We start from the raw sequence: 16573 nt of genomic DNA, 5'->3' as shown, positions 1-16573 counted from the left end.
CGAGCACGCTTCTATGCGATTCCCATTCGTGACTCGTCGATTCATCCGTCCGGCGAGTGCAGTGTTCCTCGCGGTCGGTGTGGCGGCGGGGTGTACCACCGACACGCTCGAGATCACCGATCCCGACGTCCTCAACGTCAACGACTACGCCACCACGGCCGGCGCGACGCCGCTCCGGCTGGGCGTCATCCAGGACTTCCAGAACGTCTTCAGCGGCAACGCCAGCCTGGAGAGCATGGTCGTCGTGACCGGCAACGTCTCCGACGAGATGTACTCCACCGACACGTTCGACGACCGCCTCTTTCCCAACCAGCGGGCGATGAACGACAACCTGCCGGCGCTGGACGGCTTCTACCGCAACCTGCACCGCGCCCGGTCGGGGGCGACGCGTACCATCAACGTGCTCCGGCGCGTGGCGCCCACGCCGGTACAGAACATCGGCGAGATGTACAACATCCGTGGGTTTGTCGAGACGTTCTTCGCCGAAGCGTACTGCTCGGGCGTGCCCTTCTCCGAGGAAGACGGCACCACGACTGAGTTTGGCCAGCCGCAGACCACCGCGCAGATCTACACGCGCGCCCTCGCCAGCTTCGATTCGGCGCTGGCCAGTGCCGGCACCGACACGCGTGTGCAGAACATCGCCCGTATCGGTCGTGCCCGTGTGCTGCTCAATCAGGGGCGGTTCGACGATGCCGCGGCTGCCGTTGCTGCGGTGCCGACGAGCTTTGCGTGGGTCACCGCGCACTCCACGGGGTCGGGTCGTCAGGAAAATGGCATGTGGAACGCGCTCACCGTGCCCAATTCACGCTACGCCATCGTGCTCCCCGACGCGCAGGGGCGCGGCGAGGGGCTTAACGGTATCGCGTTCCTCACCACCCCCGCCGACCCGCGTATCCCGTGGGTGCCGTCCACCCGTACCGGGTTCAACGGCTCCAGCCGCAACCTCCCCACGCAGCTCAAGTACGACCGCACGACCGGGGCGGTGGTGGCCAACGGCATCGAGGCGCGCCTGATCGAACTCGAGGCGCGTGTACGCCGCGATAACCAGGCCGATCGTGACGCGGTGTTTGCCGGGCTCAACAACCTCCGCGCCACCGCCACTACCCCGGCCATGGCCCCGTTGCCGGGTTCGGCGCCCACCACGCAGGCGGCGGCCGTTTCGCTGCTCTTCGAGGAGCGCGCCAAATGGCTGTATCTCACCGGCCACCGTCTGGGTGACCTGCGTCGCCTCGTGCGGCAGTACGGCCGTGCGGCCAACACGGTGTTCCCCACCGGCAACCTGCCGGCGCCACTGGCCGGCGTGTACGGCAACGACGTGAATCTCCCCATCCCCTTCGACGAAAAGAACAACCCGAAGGCGACGGCGGGCTGCCTCGACCGCAACCCGTAAAGACCACGCCGCAAAGCACGAAGGGCCGCCGGACACTGTCCGGCGGCCCTTTGTGTTTCGCGCCCAGGCTCAGCGCCCGCTGGCGGCGCGACCGAGATCCACCGCCTTGAACCCTTGCTCGCCCCAGCCAATCACGAAGACGCTGAAGCCCTCCTTCATGCGCTTCTCGATGTCAGGCGCGCCGGCCGGGTAGCCGCACGGCACCTTGAACTCCTTGCAGGCGGCCAGCACGCTCTGAATGGCCGCCTCCCAGGCGGCCTCGTCGAACTTGCGCTGACCGTTCGCATCGGTGGTGGTGAACACGCCGCGCAGCGTGCCGGCACCAGGGAAAAGCACACCCACGCCGGGCACTGCGGCAATCTCACGAATGTGCTGCAGCCCTTCCTTGCTTTCGACGATCGTGAAGGTGTACAGCTCGCCCTTGGGATTGAGCGGCCAGAGATCGGCCTTCTCCCGGTACTCCTTGTCGCTCATCCCCCAGCGAGCGGGCGCGGCGCCCACATCGTCGGCACGGGTGCCGCCCTTGCTCTTGAAGCGCACGGCCGCGATGCCCTTCTTGAGCTCATCCGCGTTCAGCACATCCACGAAGACAATCCCCATCACACCCTCGTTCAGCTGCTTGCCAATGCGGGCGGTCGCGACGGCTGGATCGGGGGCAATCTCCGGCGTCTTCGCGAACAGCGGGTGCGTGAGGCGCGGGGCCTTGCCTTTGCTCAGCGCTCCCCCCTCGTGCAGCGCCTTCGCGAATTCGGTGAAGGGCGGGTACGTCTGGTCGAAGTTGTACTCCATGGTGCCTTCGAAGACGTAGTCCAGCTTCTTGTACGCCAGCGCCTCCGCCGCCAGCTGGCTCATGTTTTTCATTGAGTCGGCTGGCGGTGCCGGCTGCCCGGGGCGTGCTCGGCGATTGGCCGGGGCATACAGGCCGAACACCGGCTTGCCAGCGGCCACCAGGTCGATGACCGGGTTGAGCCGCTGGGCCGGCAGGGGCGCGGTAGGAAGGAGGCCAAGGCTCAGGATGGCCGTGGCGGACAGCATCGAGCGTGATCGCACGAACTCCTCCGGGGAGGGTAGGGGAGGGGGAGGGGGAGGGCCGCGGCCTGGCGGGTGTTGGCGGCGGCGTACAGCAACCTGCAGCTGCTCTAATCCACCCCAACGGCCGAGGGAGCACAAGCGCTGAGGGCAGAGGGCTTTCGGCACCGGCGGCCATGTTCCCACCAGTGAACACTTTCGCCGTCCTGATCGTATCTTTGTTGTAAGCCTTTTTCGGGGGCGCGATCCCGCCGGCGCCCCCACCCGACCACACCCGCCTGAGCCTGGAGGCCCGGGGATGAAGTCGTTGGTAGCTGCTGGTGCCGGATGCGTGGCGCTGCTCGCCTTGACCACCGTGGATCGACCCGAGGGCACGACGCCGTCGGGGGCGTCTCGTGAGGTGGCCAGCTCGGCGCCCGTGACCGCCACGTCCTACGATCTGTCGTTCGTAAGTGGTGCTGCCGATCCCGTACTGGGCAGCGTGACCCGCGCCAATCGCCGCGTTGGTCATCCGGTACTCAAGCCGGCGGCACGCACCATGACGGCAGCGGCGTTGGGCGAGGTCGTCAAGAAGACCTGCGCCGGGTGCCACAGCGATCAACGCCGCCAGGGCAATCTGTCGCTGCAGAATCTGGATCTGGCCACCATTGGGCAGACCGCCCCGGAAGTGGCAGAGAAAATGATCAACAAGCTGCGCACCGGCATGATGCCGCCGCCGGGGCGTGCGAAGCCGGGCGGTGATACGCTGCAGATCCTGCTGGAATCGATCGAGCGCACGATGGACGCGCGCTACGCGGCCGACCCGAACCCGGGCACCCGCACCTTCCAGCGGCTCAACCGTGCCGAGTACGAGCGTGCCGTGAAGGACGTGCTCTCGCTCGACATCCGGGCCGACTCGTGGCTGCCGCTGGACACCAAGAGCGCGAACTTCGACAACATCGCCGACGTGCAGCTGCCGTCGGCCACGCTGCTCGACTCCTATCTCGACGCGGCGAGTGAGATTGCCCGCCTTGCCGTGGGCGACCCCAAGGCGAGCGTCTCCACCAGCACCTTCAAGATTGCGCGACTCGCGTCGCAGCTGGATCAGGTGGAGGGTGCCCCGATCGGGACGCGCGGCGGCGCGGCGGTGACGCACACCTTCCCCGCCGACGGCGAGTACGTCTTCACCATTACGCTGCACGCCATTCCCACCGGCCAGCTGTTCGCGTCCACGGCGCCGTTCGACGAAAAGATCGAAGTGTCGGTGAACGGCGAGCGCGTGGCGCTGCTTGATATCGATCGCGGCATGTCGCAGGCCGATCCGCAGGGCATGGAGATCCGCACCAAGCCGGTCCCCATCCGGGCCGGCCCGCAGCGTATCGCCGCCACCTTCGTGCGGACCTTCGAAGGGCCGGTGAATGACAACATCACGCCGCTCGGGCACAGCATCGCCGATACGCAGATCGGGGCGCAGGCGGGTATTACCGTGCAGGCGCACATACAGAACTTTGCCGTGACGGGGCCCTACAATCCCACGGGGGTCTCCGACACGCCAACGCGCCGCCGCATTTTCAGCTGCCGTCCGTTGTCGGCCACCGAAGCGCGTCCCTGCGCCGAGAAAATCCTGACCCGGTTGGGCGCGCAGGCGTACCGTCGCCCCATGCAGGCCAATGATCTCAAGGGGCTGCTGGCCTTCTACGATGAAGGCGCGAAGGCCGGGGGCTTCGAGATCGGCATCCGCACGGCGCTCGAGGCCATGCTCTCCAGCCCGCACTTCATCTTCCGCATAGAAGAGGTGCCGGCCGCGGCCAAGGGGCGCGTGCCGGTGAGCGGCGTGGACCTCGCGTCACGTCTCTCGTTCTTCCTCTGGGGCGCGCCCCCCGACTCGCAGCTGGTGGCGCTGGGGCGCTCCGGTCGCCTCGCCGACACCACGGTGCTCGTGGCGCAGGCGCGGCGCCTGCTGGCCGATCCGCGCAGCGAAGCGCTCGCCACGCGCTTTGCCTCACAGTGGCTCCGGTTGCAGGACATCGAGCTCGTGCACCCCGATGCCAACCAGTTCCCCGACTTCCGCGAGCAGCTGGCCAGGGAGATGCGGCGCGAGACCGAGCTGTTCTTCCACCATCTCGTGCGCGAGAACCGCAGCCTGCTCGATCTGTTCACGGCCAACTACACGTACCTCAACGAATCGCTCGCCAGGCACTACGACATTCCGGGGGTCGTCGGCAACGACTTCCGTCGGGTCACGTATCCGGCCGGTTCGCCGCGCAGCGGCATCCTGGGGCACGGGAGCGTGCTCACGCTCACGTCGGTAGCCAATCGCACCTCACCGGTGCTGCGCGGCAAGTGGGTGATGGAGGTGCTCATGGGCTCCCCGCCGCCGCCGCCGCCGCCGAACGTGCCCGACCTCGAAGAAACCAAGGGGGCGCAGGAAGGGCGCCTGCTCACCACCCGTGAGCGCATGGAAATTCATCGCGCGAACGCGACCTGCAAGTCGTGCCATCAGTTCATCGATCCCATTGGTCTGGCGCTCGACAACTTCGACGTGATGGGCCGCTGGCGCATTCGCGAGAACGGGTCGGCACTCGATACCCGCGGTGACTACTACGATGGCACCAGGATCACCAACCCCACCGAGCTCCAGCAGGCGCTGCTGAAGCGACCGGTGCCGCTCATGCGCTCGTTCACGCAGAACCTCATGGCGTATGCGCTCGGGCGGCGCGTCGAGTGGTACGATGCGCCCACGGTGCGCCGCATCGAAGCGGCGGCCGGCAAGAACAATTACAAGCTCAACGATTTCATCCTCGGTGTGGTGAAGAGCGATGCCTTCCGCCTGCGGAAGGTGGTGGCGGAGGGGCCGGTCAAGGCGGCACCAACCACGACTGCTCCCGCCGCACCTGTCACACCCGCCAGCAAAGTCCCGGCCGCTGGCCGCGGGCGCTGATCCCCTCGATACCAACACGACCGGAGACCGACCGATGTATTTCCTGACCGGAAAGGCCATGCCGCGCCGTCAGTTCATGCAGGGGATGAGCGCCACCATCGCCCTGCCGTATCTCGACGCCATGATTCCCACGGGCCGCGGGGCCTTCGGCAGTGCCAAGCAGGCACCACGCCTGGTGGCCATCGAAATGGTGCACGGGGCGGCTGGCTGCAACGAGTGGGGCGCCAAGATGAACTTGTGGTCGCCGGCGGCCACGGGGAAGCAGTACGATCTCGCCCCCACGGCACTCTCTTCCCTGGAGCAGTACCGCGACTATCTCACGATCGTCAGCAACACCGACGCGCGCGAAGCCGAGCCCACGTCGCCCAACGAAATCGGCGGCGACCATTTCCGTTCGAGTGCGGTGTTCCTCACGCACATGCATCCCAAGCAGACGGAAGGCTCGGATGTGAAGGTGGGGACGTCGCTCGACCAGATGTACGCGCAGCGGTTCGGGCAGGACACGCCCATTCCGTCCATGCAGCTGTGCATCGAGAATGTCGACCAGGCCGGTGGCTGCGCCTACGGCTATGCCTGCGTCTACACCGACTCCATCAGCTGGGCCTCGCCGTCGGAGCCGCTCCCGGTCATCCGCGATCCCCGCGTTGCCTTCGAGAAGCTCTTCGGCGTGGGAGGTACGAGCGCCGAGCGCGCCGAGCGCCGGCGCACGCGCCGCAGCATCCTCGACTTCGTGTCGGGGGAGATGTCGTCGCTCAAGGCGGCGCTGGGGCCCGAGGACAAGGTGCGGCTCGATCGCTACCTCACCGACATTCGCGAAGTGGAGCGCCGTATCCAGCGTGTGGAAGCGCGCAACACCAGCGGGGAGGTGCGTGAGCTGCCGGAAGCACCGGCCGGCGTGCCCGACTCCTTCGCCGAACATGTGAAGCTCATGTTCGACATTCAGGCGCTGGCGTTCGCGGCCGACATCACGCGCGTCTTCTCGTTCAAGATGGGACGCGACGGGTCCAGCCGCACCTACCCGGAGAGCGGTACCGACAAGCCGTTCCACCCGGCGTCGCACCATGGCGGCACGGAGCGCGGCGTGAAGGACTTCAACATGATCAACAAGTACCACGTGTCCATGCTCCCCTATTTCCTGGACAAGCTCAAGAGCATTCAGGAAGGCGAGAGCAACATGCTGGACAAGACGATGATCATTTACGGATCGCCCATGGGCGACTCGAACCTGCACAATCATCGCCGTTGCCCGCTCATCGTGTTGGGCAAGGCGGAGAATCGCCTGGCCGGCAATCTGCACATCAAGGCGCCCGACGGGACGCCCATGGCGAACGCCATGCTGAGCATGATGCACACGCTGGGACTCGACGACATGACGGCGTTCGGCGACAGCACCGGCATCCTCAACCTGAATGCTGCCAATGCCTGACCTCACGCAGGGGGCTCGACGCCGGCTGCCGGGCGTCATGCGTGCCGCGGCGGTGTGCGGCGCCTGTGCGGCGGTGGCGCTGCTGTCGGCGGCCCGTCCGTCTGACGGGGCACGTGGTGACTACACCGCCCATGGCGTGCGCAATCCGGCGGAAGCACCGCTCGCCGACGCCGTGATGCGTGGCGACACGGCGCGCGTTCGCGCCCTGCTCAAGCAGGGGGTGGATGTGAACGCGGCGCAGCCCGACGGCATGTCCCCGTTGCACTGGGCGGCGCAGCGCGGTGATCTGTCGTCGGCACAGGTGCTGGTGTATGCGGGCGCGCGGGTCGATGCGCTCACGCGTAACGGCAACTACACGCCGTTGCACATCGCGGCGCGCGAAGGGCGCGCGGCGGTGGTGAAGCTGCTGCTGGCCAGCGGGGCCGATCCCCTGGCCGTGACCAGCACCGGTGGGGCAACGGCGCTGCACTTCGCCGCCGGCCATGGCGATGCGGAAAGTGTGCGGGCCCTGATGGACAAGAAGGTGCCGGTGGATGTGCGCGAGACGGCCTGGGGCCAGACGCCGCTCATGTGGGCGGCCGCGTATGGTCGCGTGTCGGCCATCGACGTGCTCATCAAGGCGGGCGCCGGTCTCGAGGCGGCGTCGAAGATCGAGGATATTCCCAAGCAGGAGCGGGAAATCCGCACGCAGCTCATTGCGCGCACCCGCCGGGTGGCCGCCCTCAAGTCGGCCGACTCGCCGTTGGCGCCCAGCACCGTGACCCCCAACTTTCCGGTGGGATCCGGTCCGGTCACGGCGAGTGCGGCGGCCCCCGTACCGGTGGCGGTGGCACCGGCTGCACCGGCACCGGCTGCACCGGCACCGGCTGCACCGGCACCGGCCGCACCGGCGCCTGCCGCACCGGCGCCTGCCGCATCGGCCGCTGCCGCGTCGGGCGCACGTCCTGCACCGCGCGCCTCCGGCGATTCGGCACGACCCGCCACCGGGTTCCAGCAGCGCGGTCCCTCATACGGGGAGCTCATTGGCAACAAGGGCGGCCTCACGCCGCTGCTCTTTGCCGTGCGCGAAGGCCATGTGGAGGCGGTGCGCCGGTTGCTCGACGCCGGGGCCAACCTCAACCACGTCAGCGAGGGCGATCACTCGTCGCCGCTGCTCATGGCGGCCATCAATGGGCGCTTCGATCTGGCCAAGATGCTGCTGGACCGGGGCGCCGATGTGAAGCTGGCCAGCGATGCCGGCGCCACGCCGCTGTACGCCGTGATCAACACGCAGTGGGCGCCCAAGTCGCTCTACCCGCAGCCCACCGCGCAGCTGCAGCAGCAGGTCACGCACCTCGAGCTCATGGAGCAGATGCTCAAGGCCGGCGCCGATCCCAACGTGCGCCTCAAGAAGCACCTCTGGTTCATGTCGTACAACTTCGACCTGCTGGGCGTGAACACGGTGGGGGCCACCCCCTTCTGGCGGGCGGCGTACGGGCTGGATGTGCCGGCCATGAAGCTGCTGGTGCAGTACAAGGCCGATCCCACCATTCCCACCATCAAGCCGCTCGGTCGCCTGCCAGGCGATGACGCGCCGGAAGAAGGCGCGGCTGGTGGCACCGACCCTTCCGGTTTGCCGCCCGTGCCCGATGGCGGGCCGGGCGTGTATCCCATTCACGCGGCGTCCGGCGTGGGGTACGGCGAGGGCTACGCCGCCAACTCGCATCGCCACGCGCCCGACGCGTGGATGCCGGCCGTGAAGTACCTGCTGGAAGAGCTCAAGGCCGATCCCAACGCGCGTGATCACAACGGGTACAACCCGCTGCATCATGCCGCGGCGCGCGGGGACAACGCGCTCATTCAGTATCTCATGAGCAAGGGCACCGACGTGAAGGCGATGAGCCGCCGCGGGCAGACCACGGCCGACATGGCCAATGGTCCGGTGCAGCGCATCCCGCCCTTCCTGGAAACGGTGGAGCTGCTGGTCAAGCTGGGATCGAAGAACAGCAACAAGTGCCGCAGCTGCTGATGGCAGCGGCGCCGGGCGTTTGCTGATCAGTCGTCGTGACTGAGCTCGTACTGGCGCTGGGCGTGCATACGCTCGGCGCCTTGTGCTTTGTCCCGACGCTTGGCCGCCTGCATGGCCTTGGCCTGCGTCCCCGAGGTCTTGATGGCGGGGAGCGCGAGCTGCCGCTCGAGGGTCACACTGCCGCAGGCGGGGCAGGCGGGGACGGCGCTGCCACGTACCAGCGTCTCGAACGCATGCTGGCAGGAGGTGCAGACGAAGTCGAACATCGGCATATTGGCCGTATCTCCCTGGTGTCCGGTATCGGGTTCCAGATCTTCGCGACCACGAGCTCCAACCCGGAGCCTTACGAAATCCCCGGAGGAAACGCGATGCGTGCAGTACGCCCCGTTTCGAAGTCATCGGTCACGCCGGCGGTCGCCGCGCTGGCTCTCTCAATCCTCGCCGCTGCCCCGCTCTCGGCGCAAGCGGCGGGCGCCCGGACGCCCGTTGTTGGGGAAGGGCAGCGCATCACCGCCACGCTGAGCCCCGGCATTCGCGTGGGCAACCAGCTCTTTGCCTCGGGCCAGCTGGGTACCAGCCCGAACGACACGACCATTGCCGGCCAGACCACGCGCGCGCTGGAGAGCACGGAAAAGGTGTTCAAGGCCGCCGGCACGACCCTGGCCGCCGCGGCGACCAAGTGCACGGTCTTCCTGACGGACGTGAAGGACTTTCAGGGGATGAACGGCGCCTACACCAAGTTCTTCCCCAGCAACCCGCCCGCGCGCAGCACCGTGGTCGTGGCGGCGCTGGTGGTCCCCAACGCCAAGGTCGAGATCGAGTGCCAGGGGATCATCCCGCAGTAATGTCGGCGTCTGGCAGGGTCGGGGTCTGGGTGACCTGACCCCAGGAGAAACGGAGAAAGGGAGAAACGGAAGGCGGCCATTCAAGCGGCCCCCCGTTTCTCCCTTTCTCTCGTTCTGTGCTTCAGTCAGTAAAGCCCCAACCGAGGCTTAGAGGGGCATCAGCGACCCGTGGGCCACACCACGCCCTGGCTGCCGCGCGGCACCGCGCCAATGCCCTTGTAGCGGAACTTCTGGACGCGCTTCCCCTCGTAGGTCTCCGTGGTGTACACGTTGCCCTTCGAGTCGGTGGCAATGCTGTGGACGGCGAAGAACTGGCCCGGCTGGCGACCGCCGTCGCCAAACCAGGTGAGAATCTCGAGCGATTGCCGGTCCATCACGTACACCCGCTCGTTCTTGCCGTCGGCCAGGTAGAGATACTTCTGCTGCGGGTCGCGCGAGAACGCGATGTCCCACACCGAGCCGTCGCCCCGCGTTTCCTTGGCCACGCGCACTTCCTTCACGAACTTGCCGTCCTTCTGGAACACCTGGATGCGATCGTTGGGGCGGTCGCACACATACACGAGCCCGTCATTGGTGGGCTCGGCGCAGTGCACCGGGTTGCGGAACTGCTGCACCAGCGGCGCCGACGGGTCGTAGGGCGGCAATCGCGCGTCGTCGGGCTTGTTGCCGTAGGCCCCCCAGTAGCGCTTGATCCGCCCGCTGGTCGCGTCGATCACGGCCACGCGCTTGTTGCCGTAGCCATCGGCCACGTACGCCTCACCAGCCTTCGCATCGAAGGTGATCTTGGCCACCCGCCCGAAGTGCGACGTATCATTGCTGTTGGCGGCCTGCTTGGGGGCGCCGTACTGCGCTAGGAACTTGCCGTCGTGCGAGAACTTGAGGATCTGCGAATCCATGGCGCCGTTGCCGCCGATCCACACGTTGTCCTTGTCGTCGATGGCCACGCCGTGGTTGGACGACGGCCAGTCGTAGCCGGCGCCCGGACCACCCCACGCCTTCACGAGGTTACCGTCCGGGTCGAACTCGAGCACGGGCGGCGCCGACCGGCAGCACTCACCAATGGGCGGCGTGGCATTGGCCCCCGCCTCCGTGCGCTGATTGAGCGTGGAATCACCCCGATGGATGATGAAGACGTGGTCGCGGCTATCCACGCCGACCCCGATGACGGACCCGAGGATCCAGTGGTTGGGGAGTGGCCGCGGCCACAGCGGATCGACTTCGAACCGCGGCGCCTGCACCGTCTGACGGCTGTCGGCCTGCAGGACGGCCTGGGCAGCGCCAAGGCCGGCCAGAGCGAGCGCCAGCATCGACCAGCGGGGAGGGGGAACAAACCTCGGCATCTCGTACTCCGAAGGGGGGGCGGGGGGCAATGCGGGTGCCGCAGGGGGTAGGCCGGTGGCGGGCCCGGCCCCGTGTGCAACGCGCATCCGGGTGGTAACTTCGTCCAACCTACCCGCCTGTTCCTCCCTGTCCAGAGACACGTTGCGCTTCGCTCGCTTCCTGTCGGTGATCGCCATCGTGGTGGCTGTCGCGCTGCCCGGTCGCGTGGCCTTGGCCCACGAGATTCCACGGCATGTTGGCGTGCGCGCCTGGATCGCGCCGCTGGCCGATCGTGTGCGCCTGCTGGTGCAGATTCCCATGGATGCCGTGCGCGATGTGGACTTCCCGCTGCGCGCCAACGAAGCGCTCGAGCTGTCACGGGCGCAGCCGTTCCTGCGCGACGCGGCGCAGCTGTGGGTGGCCGATGCCATCACCCTGCGCGATGGCGGGCGGCGGCTGCCGGCGCCGCAGCTGCTCGCGGTACGCGCCGCGCTTCCCTCTGATCGCGCCTTCGAGCAGTACGCGTCCGCCCTCAACGCGGTCACCTCGCACCCGCTCGCCGACTCGATCAACGTGCCCCATGGACAGCTGCGCCTGGAAGTGCTGCTGGAAGTGCCGGTCGGGTCGCCCGTGCGCGATCTGGTGATCGAGCCGGCGTGGGCCAACCTGGGGGTGCGCACCACCACGGTGCTCACGCTGGTGAACGCCGATGGCACCGAACGCCGCTACGCCTTCGATGGCAATCCCGGCGAGGTGCGGGTAGACCCGCGCTGGTGGCACGCCGCGTGGATGTTCACGCGGGAAGGCGTCCATCACCTGCTGCTCGGCTACGATCATCTCCTGTTCCTGCTCTGCCTGGTCCTCCCCTTCCGGCAGCTGCGGCCGCTCATTGGTATCGTCTCGGCGTTCACGGTCGCGCATTCCCTTACGCTCGTGGCGTCGGCCCTGGGCTTCGCCCCCGACGTGGCGTGGTTTCCGCCATTCGTGGAAGTCGTGATCGCGGCGTCCATCGTGCTCATGGCCGTGGGGAATCTGCTGCGTCCGCAACTCGAGCGTCGCTGGGTGCTGGCGTTCGTCTTCGGGCTCGTGCACGGCTTCGGCTTCTCGTCGGCGCTGCGCGACAGCCTGCAGTTTGCCGGTCCGCACCTGCTCACCTCGCTCCTCGCGTTCAACGTGGGGGTGGAGGTCGCCCAGGTGGCGGTGCTGCTCGTTGCCGTTCCCGTGCTCGACCGCCTCCTCACCCGCGTTCCGGAGCGCGCCGCGATCGTCGTGGCCAGTGCGTTTGTGGCGCACGAGGCGTGGCACTGGACGCAGGAACGCTATGCCGTGCTGGACTCGTATCCCCTCACCATGCCCGTGTTCGACGTCTCCCTCGCCGTGTTGATCGTACGCGCGCTCATGGCGCTGCTCGTGCTCGTGGGAGCCCTGTGGGCGGTCCAGGGGCTCATGGCGCGCCTGCAGCGACGTCCGCTTGTTTCGGGCGGAGCGCCCGGTGCCCGGAGTGGCGTGGTCGCGGTGCTGCTGCTCGCGGCGGTGGCGTGGCTCGTGCCCGTGCGCGCCGAGGCGCAGCCGCGCACGACCATGGCCGGGGTGTACACCGCCGAGCAGGCCACCAAGGGCCGTGAGGTGTTCACGAGCAATTGCCTGGGGTGCCACACCACGGCGACACACATGGGCCCGGCCTTCCAGAACAAATGGTTCGGGCGCCCGCTGTTCGACTTGTACGACTACGTGAGTCAGGCCATGCCCAAGGCCGCACCGGGCAGTCTCACGGAAGACGAGTACGTGTGGGTCACGGCGTACATCCTCCGCCTCAACGGGATGCCCGCCGGTCGCACGGAACTCAATCCCGAGCCGGCGTGGCTCAAGGCGGTCAAGGTCGACTCCACCCTGCGCGCCGTCGGTTCGCCAAAACAGGTTGCTCCGCTGTCCCGCACGCCCTCGTTACCGCTGTATTCGCTCGTTTCCCGCCCTCGCGCACGTACGGAGAACCCATGACCCGACGCGGTCCCCTCCCCAGAACGACCGTCACCTCCCTTGTCCTCGGGGCCGTCGTGGCCCTGGGTGGAACCGGCCGCGATCTGCTCGCGCAGGCCGCAGCCAAGCCGGCCGCCGCCGGGGGGCTGGTGCGCGGCAACGCCTTTGGTGAATGGCGCCATTGGGGTGCCGACCAGTGGAGCACGCGCTATTCGCCGCTCGACCAGATCAACGCCGACAACTTCGGCTCCCTGCAGGTCTCGTGGGAGTGGAAGGGGGGCGAAAAGCACGGGCCCGACGAGTACTACCGCACCACGCCGCTGTACGCGAACGGGCGCCTGTTCACCGTGACCTCCACCAAGCGGCACGTGGTCGCGCTGGATCCCGAGACCGGCAAGGAGCTGTGGGCGTACCGGGTGGAAGAGGGGATCCGCTGGCAGAAGGCGCCGCGGCAGTTTGCCGGGCGCGGCCTCGCCTACTGGAATCAGGCGGGCAAGGAGCGCGTGCTGGTGACCACGCCGGGGTATCACCTCGTGTCGCTCGACGCGAAGACCGGCAAGCCGGACCCGCTCTTCGGCAAGCAAGGCACCGTCGACCTCATGGAGGGGCTGGGCTATCCCATGAAGAAGCTGGCCGTGGACGACAGCGGCCCGCTCATCATCTCCGATGCCGCCCCGTATCGCGAAGCCAAGCCGGGTGAAGGGTGGGATCCGGTCAAGAAGATCGGCGCCGACGGCACGGTGGGTATTCTCAGCCAGATCGCCGCGAGCTCGCCGCCCATGGTGGTCGGGAACGTGCTGATCGTGGGCAACTCCTCCATTCACGGCTACTACCCCATTCGCGCGTCGAACCCCATCGGCACCATTCGCGCCTTTGACATTCCCACGGGCAAGCTGCTGTGGAAGTTCAACCTCGTGCCGCAGCCGGGGGAATTTGGCGCCGACACCTGGAAGAACGGCTCCAAGCAGGGTACCAAGGGCGTGGGCAAGACCGATGCGTGGGCGCCGTATGCCGCCGACGAAGCGCTGGGGCTCGTGTATATCCCCGTGGGTATGCCGCTCATGGACGAATACGGCGGCCATCGCCCCGGCGACAATCTGTTTGGCAACTCGCTGGTGGCGCTCGACGTGAAGACGGGCAAGCGCAAGTGGCACTTCCAGATGGTGCACCACGACATCTGGGACTACGACACGCCCATGGCGCCCAACCTCATGGACGTGACCATCGATGGCAAGCCGCGCAAGATCGTGGCGCAGCCCACCAAACAGGGGTGGCTGTACGTCTTCGATCGCCTCACCGGACAGCCCATCTGGCCCATGCCGGAAACGCCGGTGCTCAAGAGCGGTGTGCCGGGTGAGGAATCGGCGGCCACGCAGCCCATTCCCACCAAGCCGGCGCCGTATTCGCAGCAGGGGCTCGTGGAGGCCGACCTCATCGACTACACGCCGGCCATTCGCGACAGCGCGCTGGCCCTGGCCAAGAAGTGCCGCATGGGGCCGTACTACATTCCGCCCGCCGCGGCCGATGGCAAGGACGCCAGCGGCTATCGGTGCGCGTGGTATGCGCCGGGTGCCAGCGGTGGCGTGAACATCGATGGCGGGGCCACCATCGACCCGGAGACGGGGAAGATCTTCGTGGCCAGCATTACGGGGCTCAGCACGGCGTCGTTGCTCAACGATCCGTGCAGCGAGTTCGCCTACAGCTCACCCGCCAGCAACTGTGGCTTGCTTGGTGCGCTGCCCACGCCGGAAGGCTACAAGAAGCCGGAAAACGTGGGCTTTGCCGGCCGCGCCTCCGGCTCCATGATTGGCGGCATTTCCATCGCCAAGCCCAAGGAGTATGGTGGCATCACCGCCTACGATCTGCGTACGGGCGACAAGAGCTGGTGGGCGCCCAATGCGGGCTTCATCAAGCAGACGAGCCGCGATCCGCTTTTCGCGGGCGTCACGCTGCCGCCGCTGCCCGGTCGTGGCCAGGCGCAGGCCATTACCACCAAGACCCTCGTGATTTACGGCACGGGGCGTAGCGGCGGACTGCCGGGCGAGCCGCCCAAGCTGTTCGCGCTGGACAAGGCCACCGGCAAGACCGTGGCCACGGTGCAGATTCCCGCCAAGACGACCGCCGTGCCCATGACGTTCCTGCACAAGGGCCAGCAGTACATCGTCTTCGCCACCGGCGCGGAAGAGAACACGAGCCTGGTGGCGATGAAGTTGCCGAAGTGATGGCGCAGGTCTGAGCGCACGCACCACCCGCGACCCGCCACCCGAAACCCGAAACTCCCCGCGGCCAACGAGAATCTCGTGAGCCGCGGGGAGTTTCGAGTTTCGGGTGGCGGGTGACGCTGCGCTACTTCTTCTTTTCGTACCGCTTCAGCGCCTTCTGCCCCACTTCGGCGCCGTAGATATTGCCCGCCGCATCCACGGCCACGCCTTCCGCACTCGAGGTGCTGGGCGGATTCACGGCGGGGTCGGGAATGAATGCCGTCACTTCCCCCGTCTTCGCGCTGCCAATGCGAATGCCGCGGGTCCACGCCACGTGTGGCGGGTTCACGGAGCCACTCTCCGAATCGGCCACGTAGATCATGTCGTTCTTGTCGATCCAGATGCCGCTCGGACGGCTGAACTGATACCACGTGTCGAGGATCTTGAAGTCCTTGTCCACGATGAGAATGCGGTCGTTGCCGCGGTCGCCAATGAAGAGGCGCCCCTTGCTGTCGAAGGCGAGGGCATGCGGCTGATCGAGCTGCCCCTCGCCCTTCCCCCAGGTGCCCCAGGTTTTCTTGAGTCCGCCGTTCTTGTCGAACACGAGCACGCGCGCATTCGCGCCGGCGCGCGAGGAGTGCCCTTCGGCCACATAGATGTCGCCGTTCGACGCGGTCACGATCGCGTTGGGCTGCCAGAAGAACGCCGTGTCGCGGCCGCCGCCCGGCTTGCCAAGCGACATGAGGTAGGAGCCGGTTGGGCTGAACTTGTGGATCTGGTGCCCCTTGCCCGCCGGCACTTGCGCGGCGCCCAGTGTACAGGCGCAGTCCACCACCCAGATGTTGCCGTCGCGATCCACGTGGATGCCGTGCGGCGACAGGATCATGCCACTGCCGAAGGACGCGACGAGTGTGCCTTGCGGATCGAACTTGAGGATCGGGGCGAGCGTGGAGCCGGCGCAGTTGTTCACGCTGCAGCGTTCGGCCACCCAGATGTGCTTGCCGTCCTTGTCGATGGCCACCGCACTGGTGGAGCCCCATGTTCGGCCATCGGGGAGCTTTGCCCATCCTTCCACCGTGGCGTAGGGATTGGGTTTGTCGTTGACGGGGGGCATCGTGGGCGACGACTGCGCCGAGAGCACGAAGGGCGTGGCCGCGAGCGCGGCGAAGAGGGCAGGAGTGCGCATGGGGGGAAAGTGCACCGCGTGAGAGGGGGGCGCAAACGGGGCGAACGGCGCGAGGGGCGCGGCGGGCGCGGCGCGATCGGTGGGGCGGCGTACGATGCGGAACGACAGACGGCAGACGGGAGGAACGACAGTGAGCAGACGGCAGGAAAAAGGAAAGCGGCGGTCGGCGCTGCGCGCCGCCGCCGATTTCCTTACCGCAAAGGAGATCGGGCGCGGCCGCATTGCGGCGCGCCCGTTCTTCCGAATCCCTCCGGTTTGCGCACTGTCGTTC

The 16573-nt window shown here is 67.4% G+C and carries 11 protein-coding genes; 7 read left to right on the top strand and 4 right to left on the bottom strand.

Annotation, left to right across the window (positions count from 1 at the left end):
• Positions 1-28 precede the first annotated feature (28 nt).
• Positions 29-1390 (top strand): hypothetical protein, encoded by a 1362-nt coding sequence (locus LW840_RS04035; protein WP_291276461.1) that lies wholly within the window; start codon positions 29-31, stop codon positions 1388-1390.
• 69 nt (positions 1391-1459) lie between these two features.
• On the opposite strand, the gene LW840_RS04030 is transcribed toward LW840_RS04035, so the two are convergent.
• Entirely contained in the window at positions 1460-2425 is a 966-nt protein-coding gene (locus LW840_RS04030; RefSeq protein ID WP_291276460.1) for an aldolase/citrate lyase family protein, read from the bottom strand.
• A 292-nt stretch (positions 2426-2717) separates the two neighbouring features.
• On the opposite strand from LW840_RS04030, the gene LW840_RS04025 reads away from it, so the two are divergent.
• From LW840_RS04025 to LW840_RS04015, 3 genes are read left to right on the top strand one after another with little or no spacing between them, the layout of a single operon-like run.
• A complete protein-coding gene (locus LW840_RS04025; protein WP_291276459.1) occupies positions 2718-5339 on the top strand; it encodes a DUF1592 domain-containing protein in 2622 nt (873 codons plus the stop codon).
• Positions 5340-5373: 34 nt separating this feature from the next.
• Positions 5374-6765, top strand: coding sequence for a DUF1552 domain-containing protein (locus LW840_RS04020; protein ID WP_291263037.1), 1392 nt, complete (start codon positions 5374-5376; stop codon positions 6763-6765).
• The gene (locus LW840_RS04015) at positions 6758-8773 is read left to right on the top strand and encodes an ankyrin repeat domain-containing protein (RefSeq protein ID WP_291276458.1); all 2016 of its coding nucleotides are present in this window, start codon (positions 6758-6760) and stop codon (positions 8771-8773) included. The genes LW840_RS04020 and LW840_RS04015 overlap by 8 nt, the downstream gene beginning before the upstream one ends.
• 26 nt (positions 8774-8799) lie before the next feature.
• Here the strand turns inward: LW840_RS04015 and LW840_RS04010 are convergent, their stop codons facing one another.
• Positions 8800-9045: a zinc ribbon domain-containing protein gene (locus LW840_RS04010; protein ID WP_291263039.1), complete on the bottom strand. Its 246-nt coding sequence runs from the start codon at positions 9043-9045 to the stop codon at positions 8800-8802.
• Between the two features lie 96 nt (positions 9046-9141).
• On the opposite strand from LW840_RS04010, the gene LW840_RS04005 reads away from it, so the two are divergent.
• Positions 9142-9618 carry a RidA family protein gene (locus LW840_RS04005; protein WP_291263040.1) on the top strand — a complete coding sequence of 159 codons (477 nt, stop codon included), beginning with the start codon at positions 9142-9144 and terminating at the stop codon, positions 9616-9618.
• 158 nt (positions 9619-9776) lie between these two features.
• Here LW840_RS04005 and LW840_RS04000 read toward each other — a convergent pair whose 3' ends face one another.
• Positions 9777-10925 (bottom strand): hypothetical protein, encoded by a 1149-nt coding sequence (locus LW840_RS04000; RefSeq protein ID WP_291276457.1) that lies wholly within the window; start codon positions 10923-10925, stop codon positions 9777-9779.
• A 175-nt stretch (positions 10926-11100) separates the two neighbouring features.
• Here LW840_RS04000 and LW840_RS03995 point away from each other — a divergent pair, with 175 nt between their 5' ends.
• Together LW840_RS03995 and LW840_RS03990 are read left to right on the top strand one after the other, a co-directional pair.
• Entirely contained in the window at positions 11101-12936 is a 1836-nt protein-coding gene (locus LW840_RS03995) for a HupE/UreJ family protein (protein ID WP_291276456.1), read from the top strand.
• Positions 12933-15137 carry a PQQ-binding-like beta-propeller repeat protein gene (locus LW840_RS03990; RefSeq protein ID WP_291276455.1) on the top strand — a complete coding sequence of 735 codons (2205 nt, stop codon included), beginning with the start codon at positions 12933-12935 and terminating at the stop codon, positions 15135-15137. Before LW840_RS03995 ends, LW840_RS03990 begins: the two co-directional genes overlap by 4 nt.
• Positions 15138-15261: 124 nt before the next feature.
• On the opposite strand, the gene LW840_RS03985 is transcribed toward LW840_RS03990, so the two are convergent.
• Entirely contained in the window at positions 15262-16302 is a 1041-nt protein-coding gene (locus tag LW840_RS03985) for a hypothetical protein (protein WP_291276454.1), read from the bottom strand.
• Between the last annotated feature and the right edge of the window lie 271 nt (positions 16303-16573).

It is taken from the genome of Gemmatimonas sp. (assembly GCF_021298855.1).
GTDB lineage: Bacteria > Gemmatimonadota > Gemmatimonadetes > Gemmatimonadales > Gemmatimonadaceae > Gemmatimonas.
The sequence above is the reverse complement of the archived record's forward strand: the minus strand, read 5'-3'. Positions and strand labels throughout refer to the sequence as shown.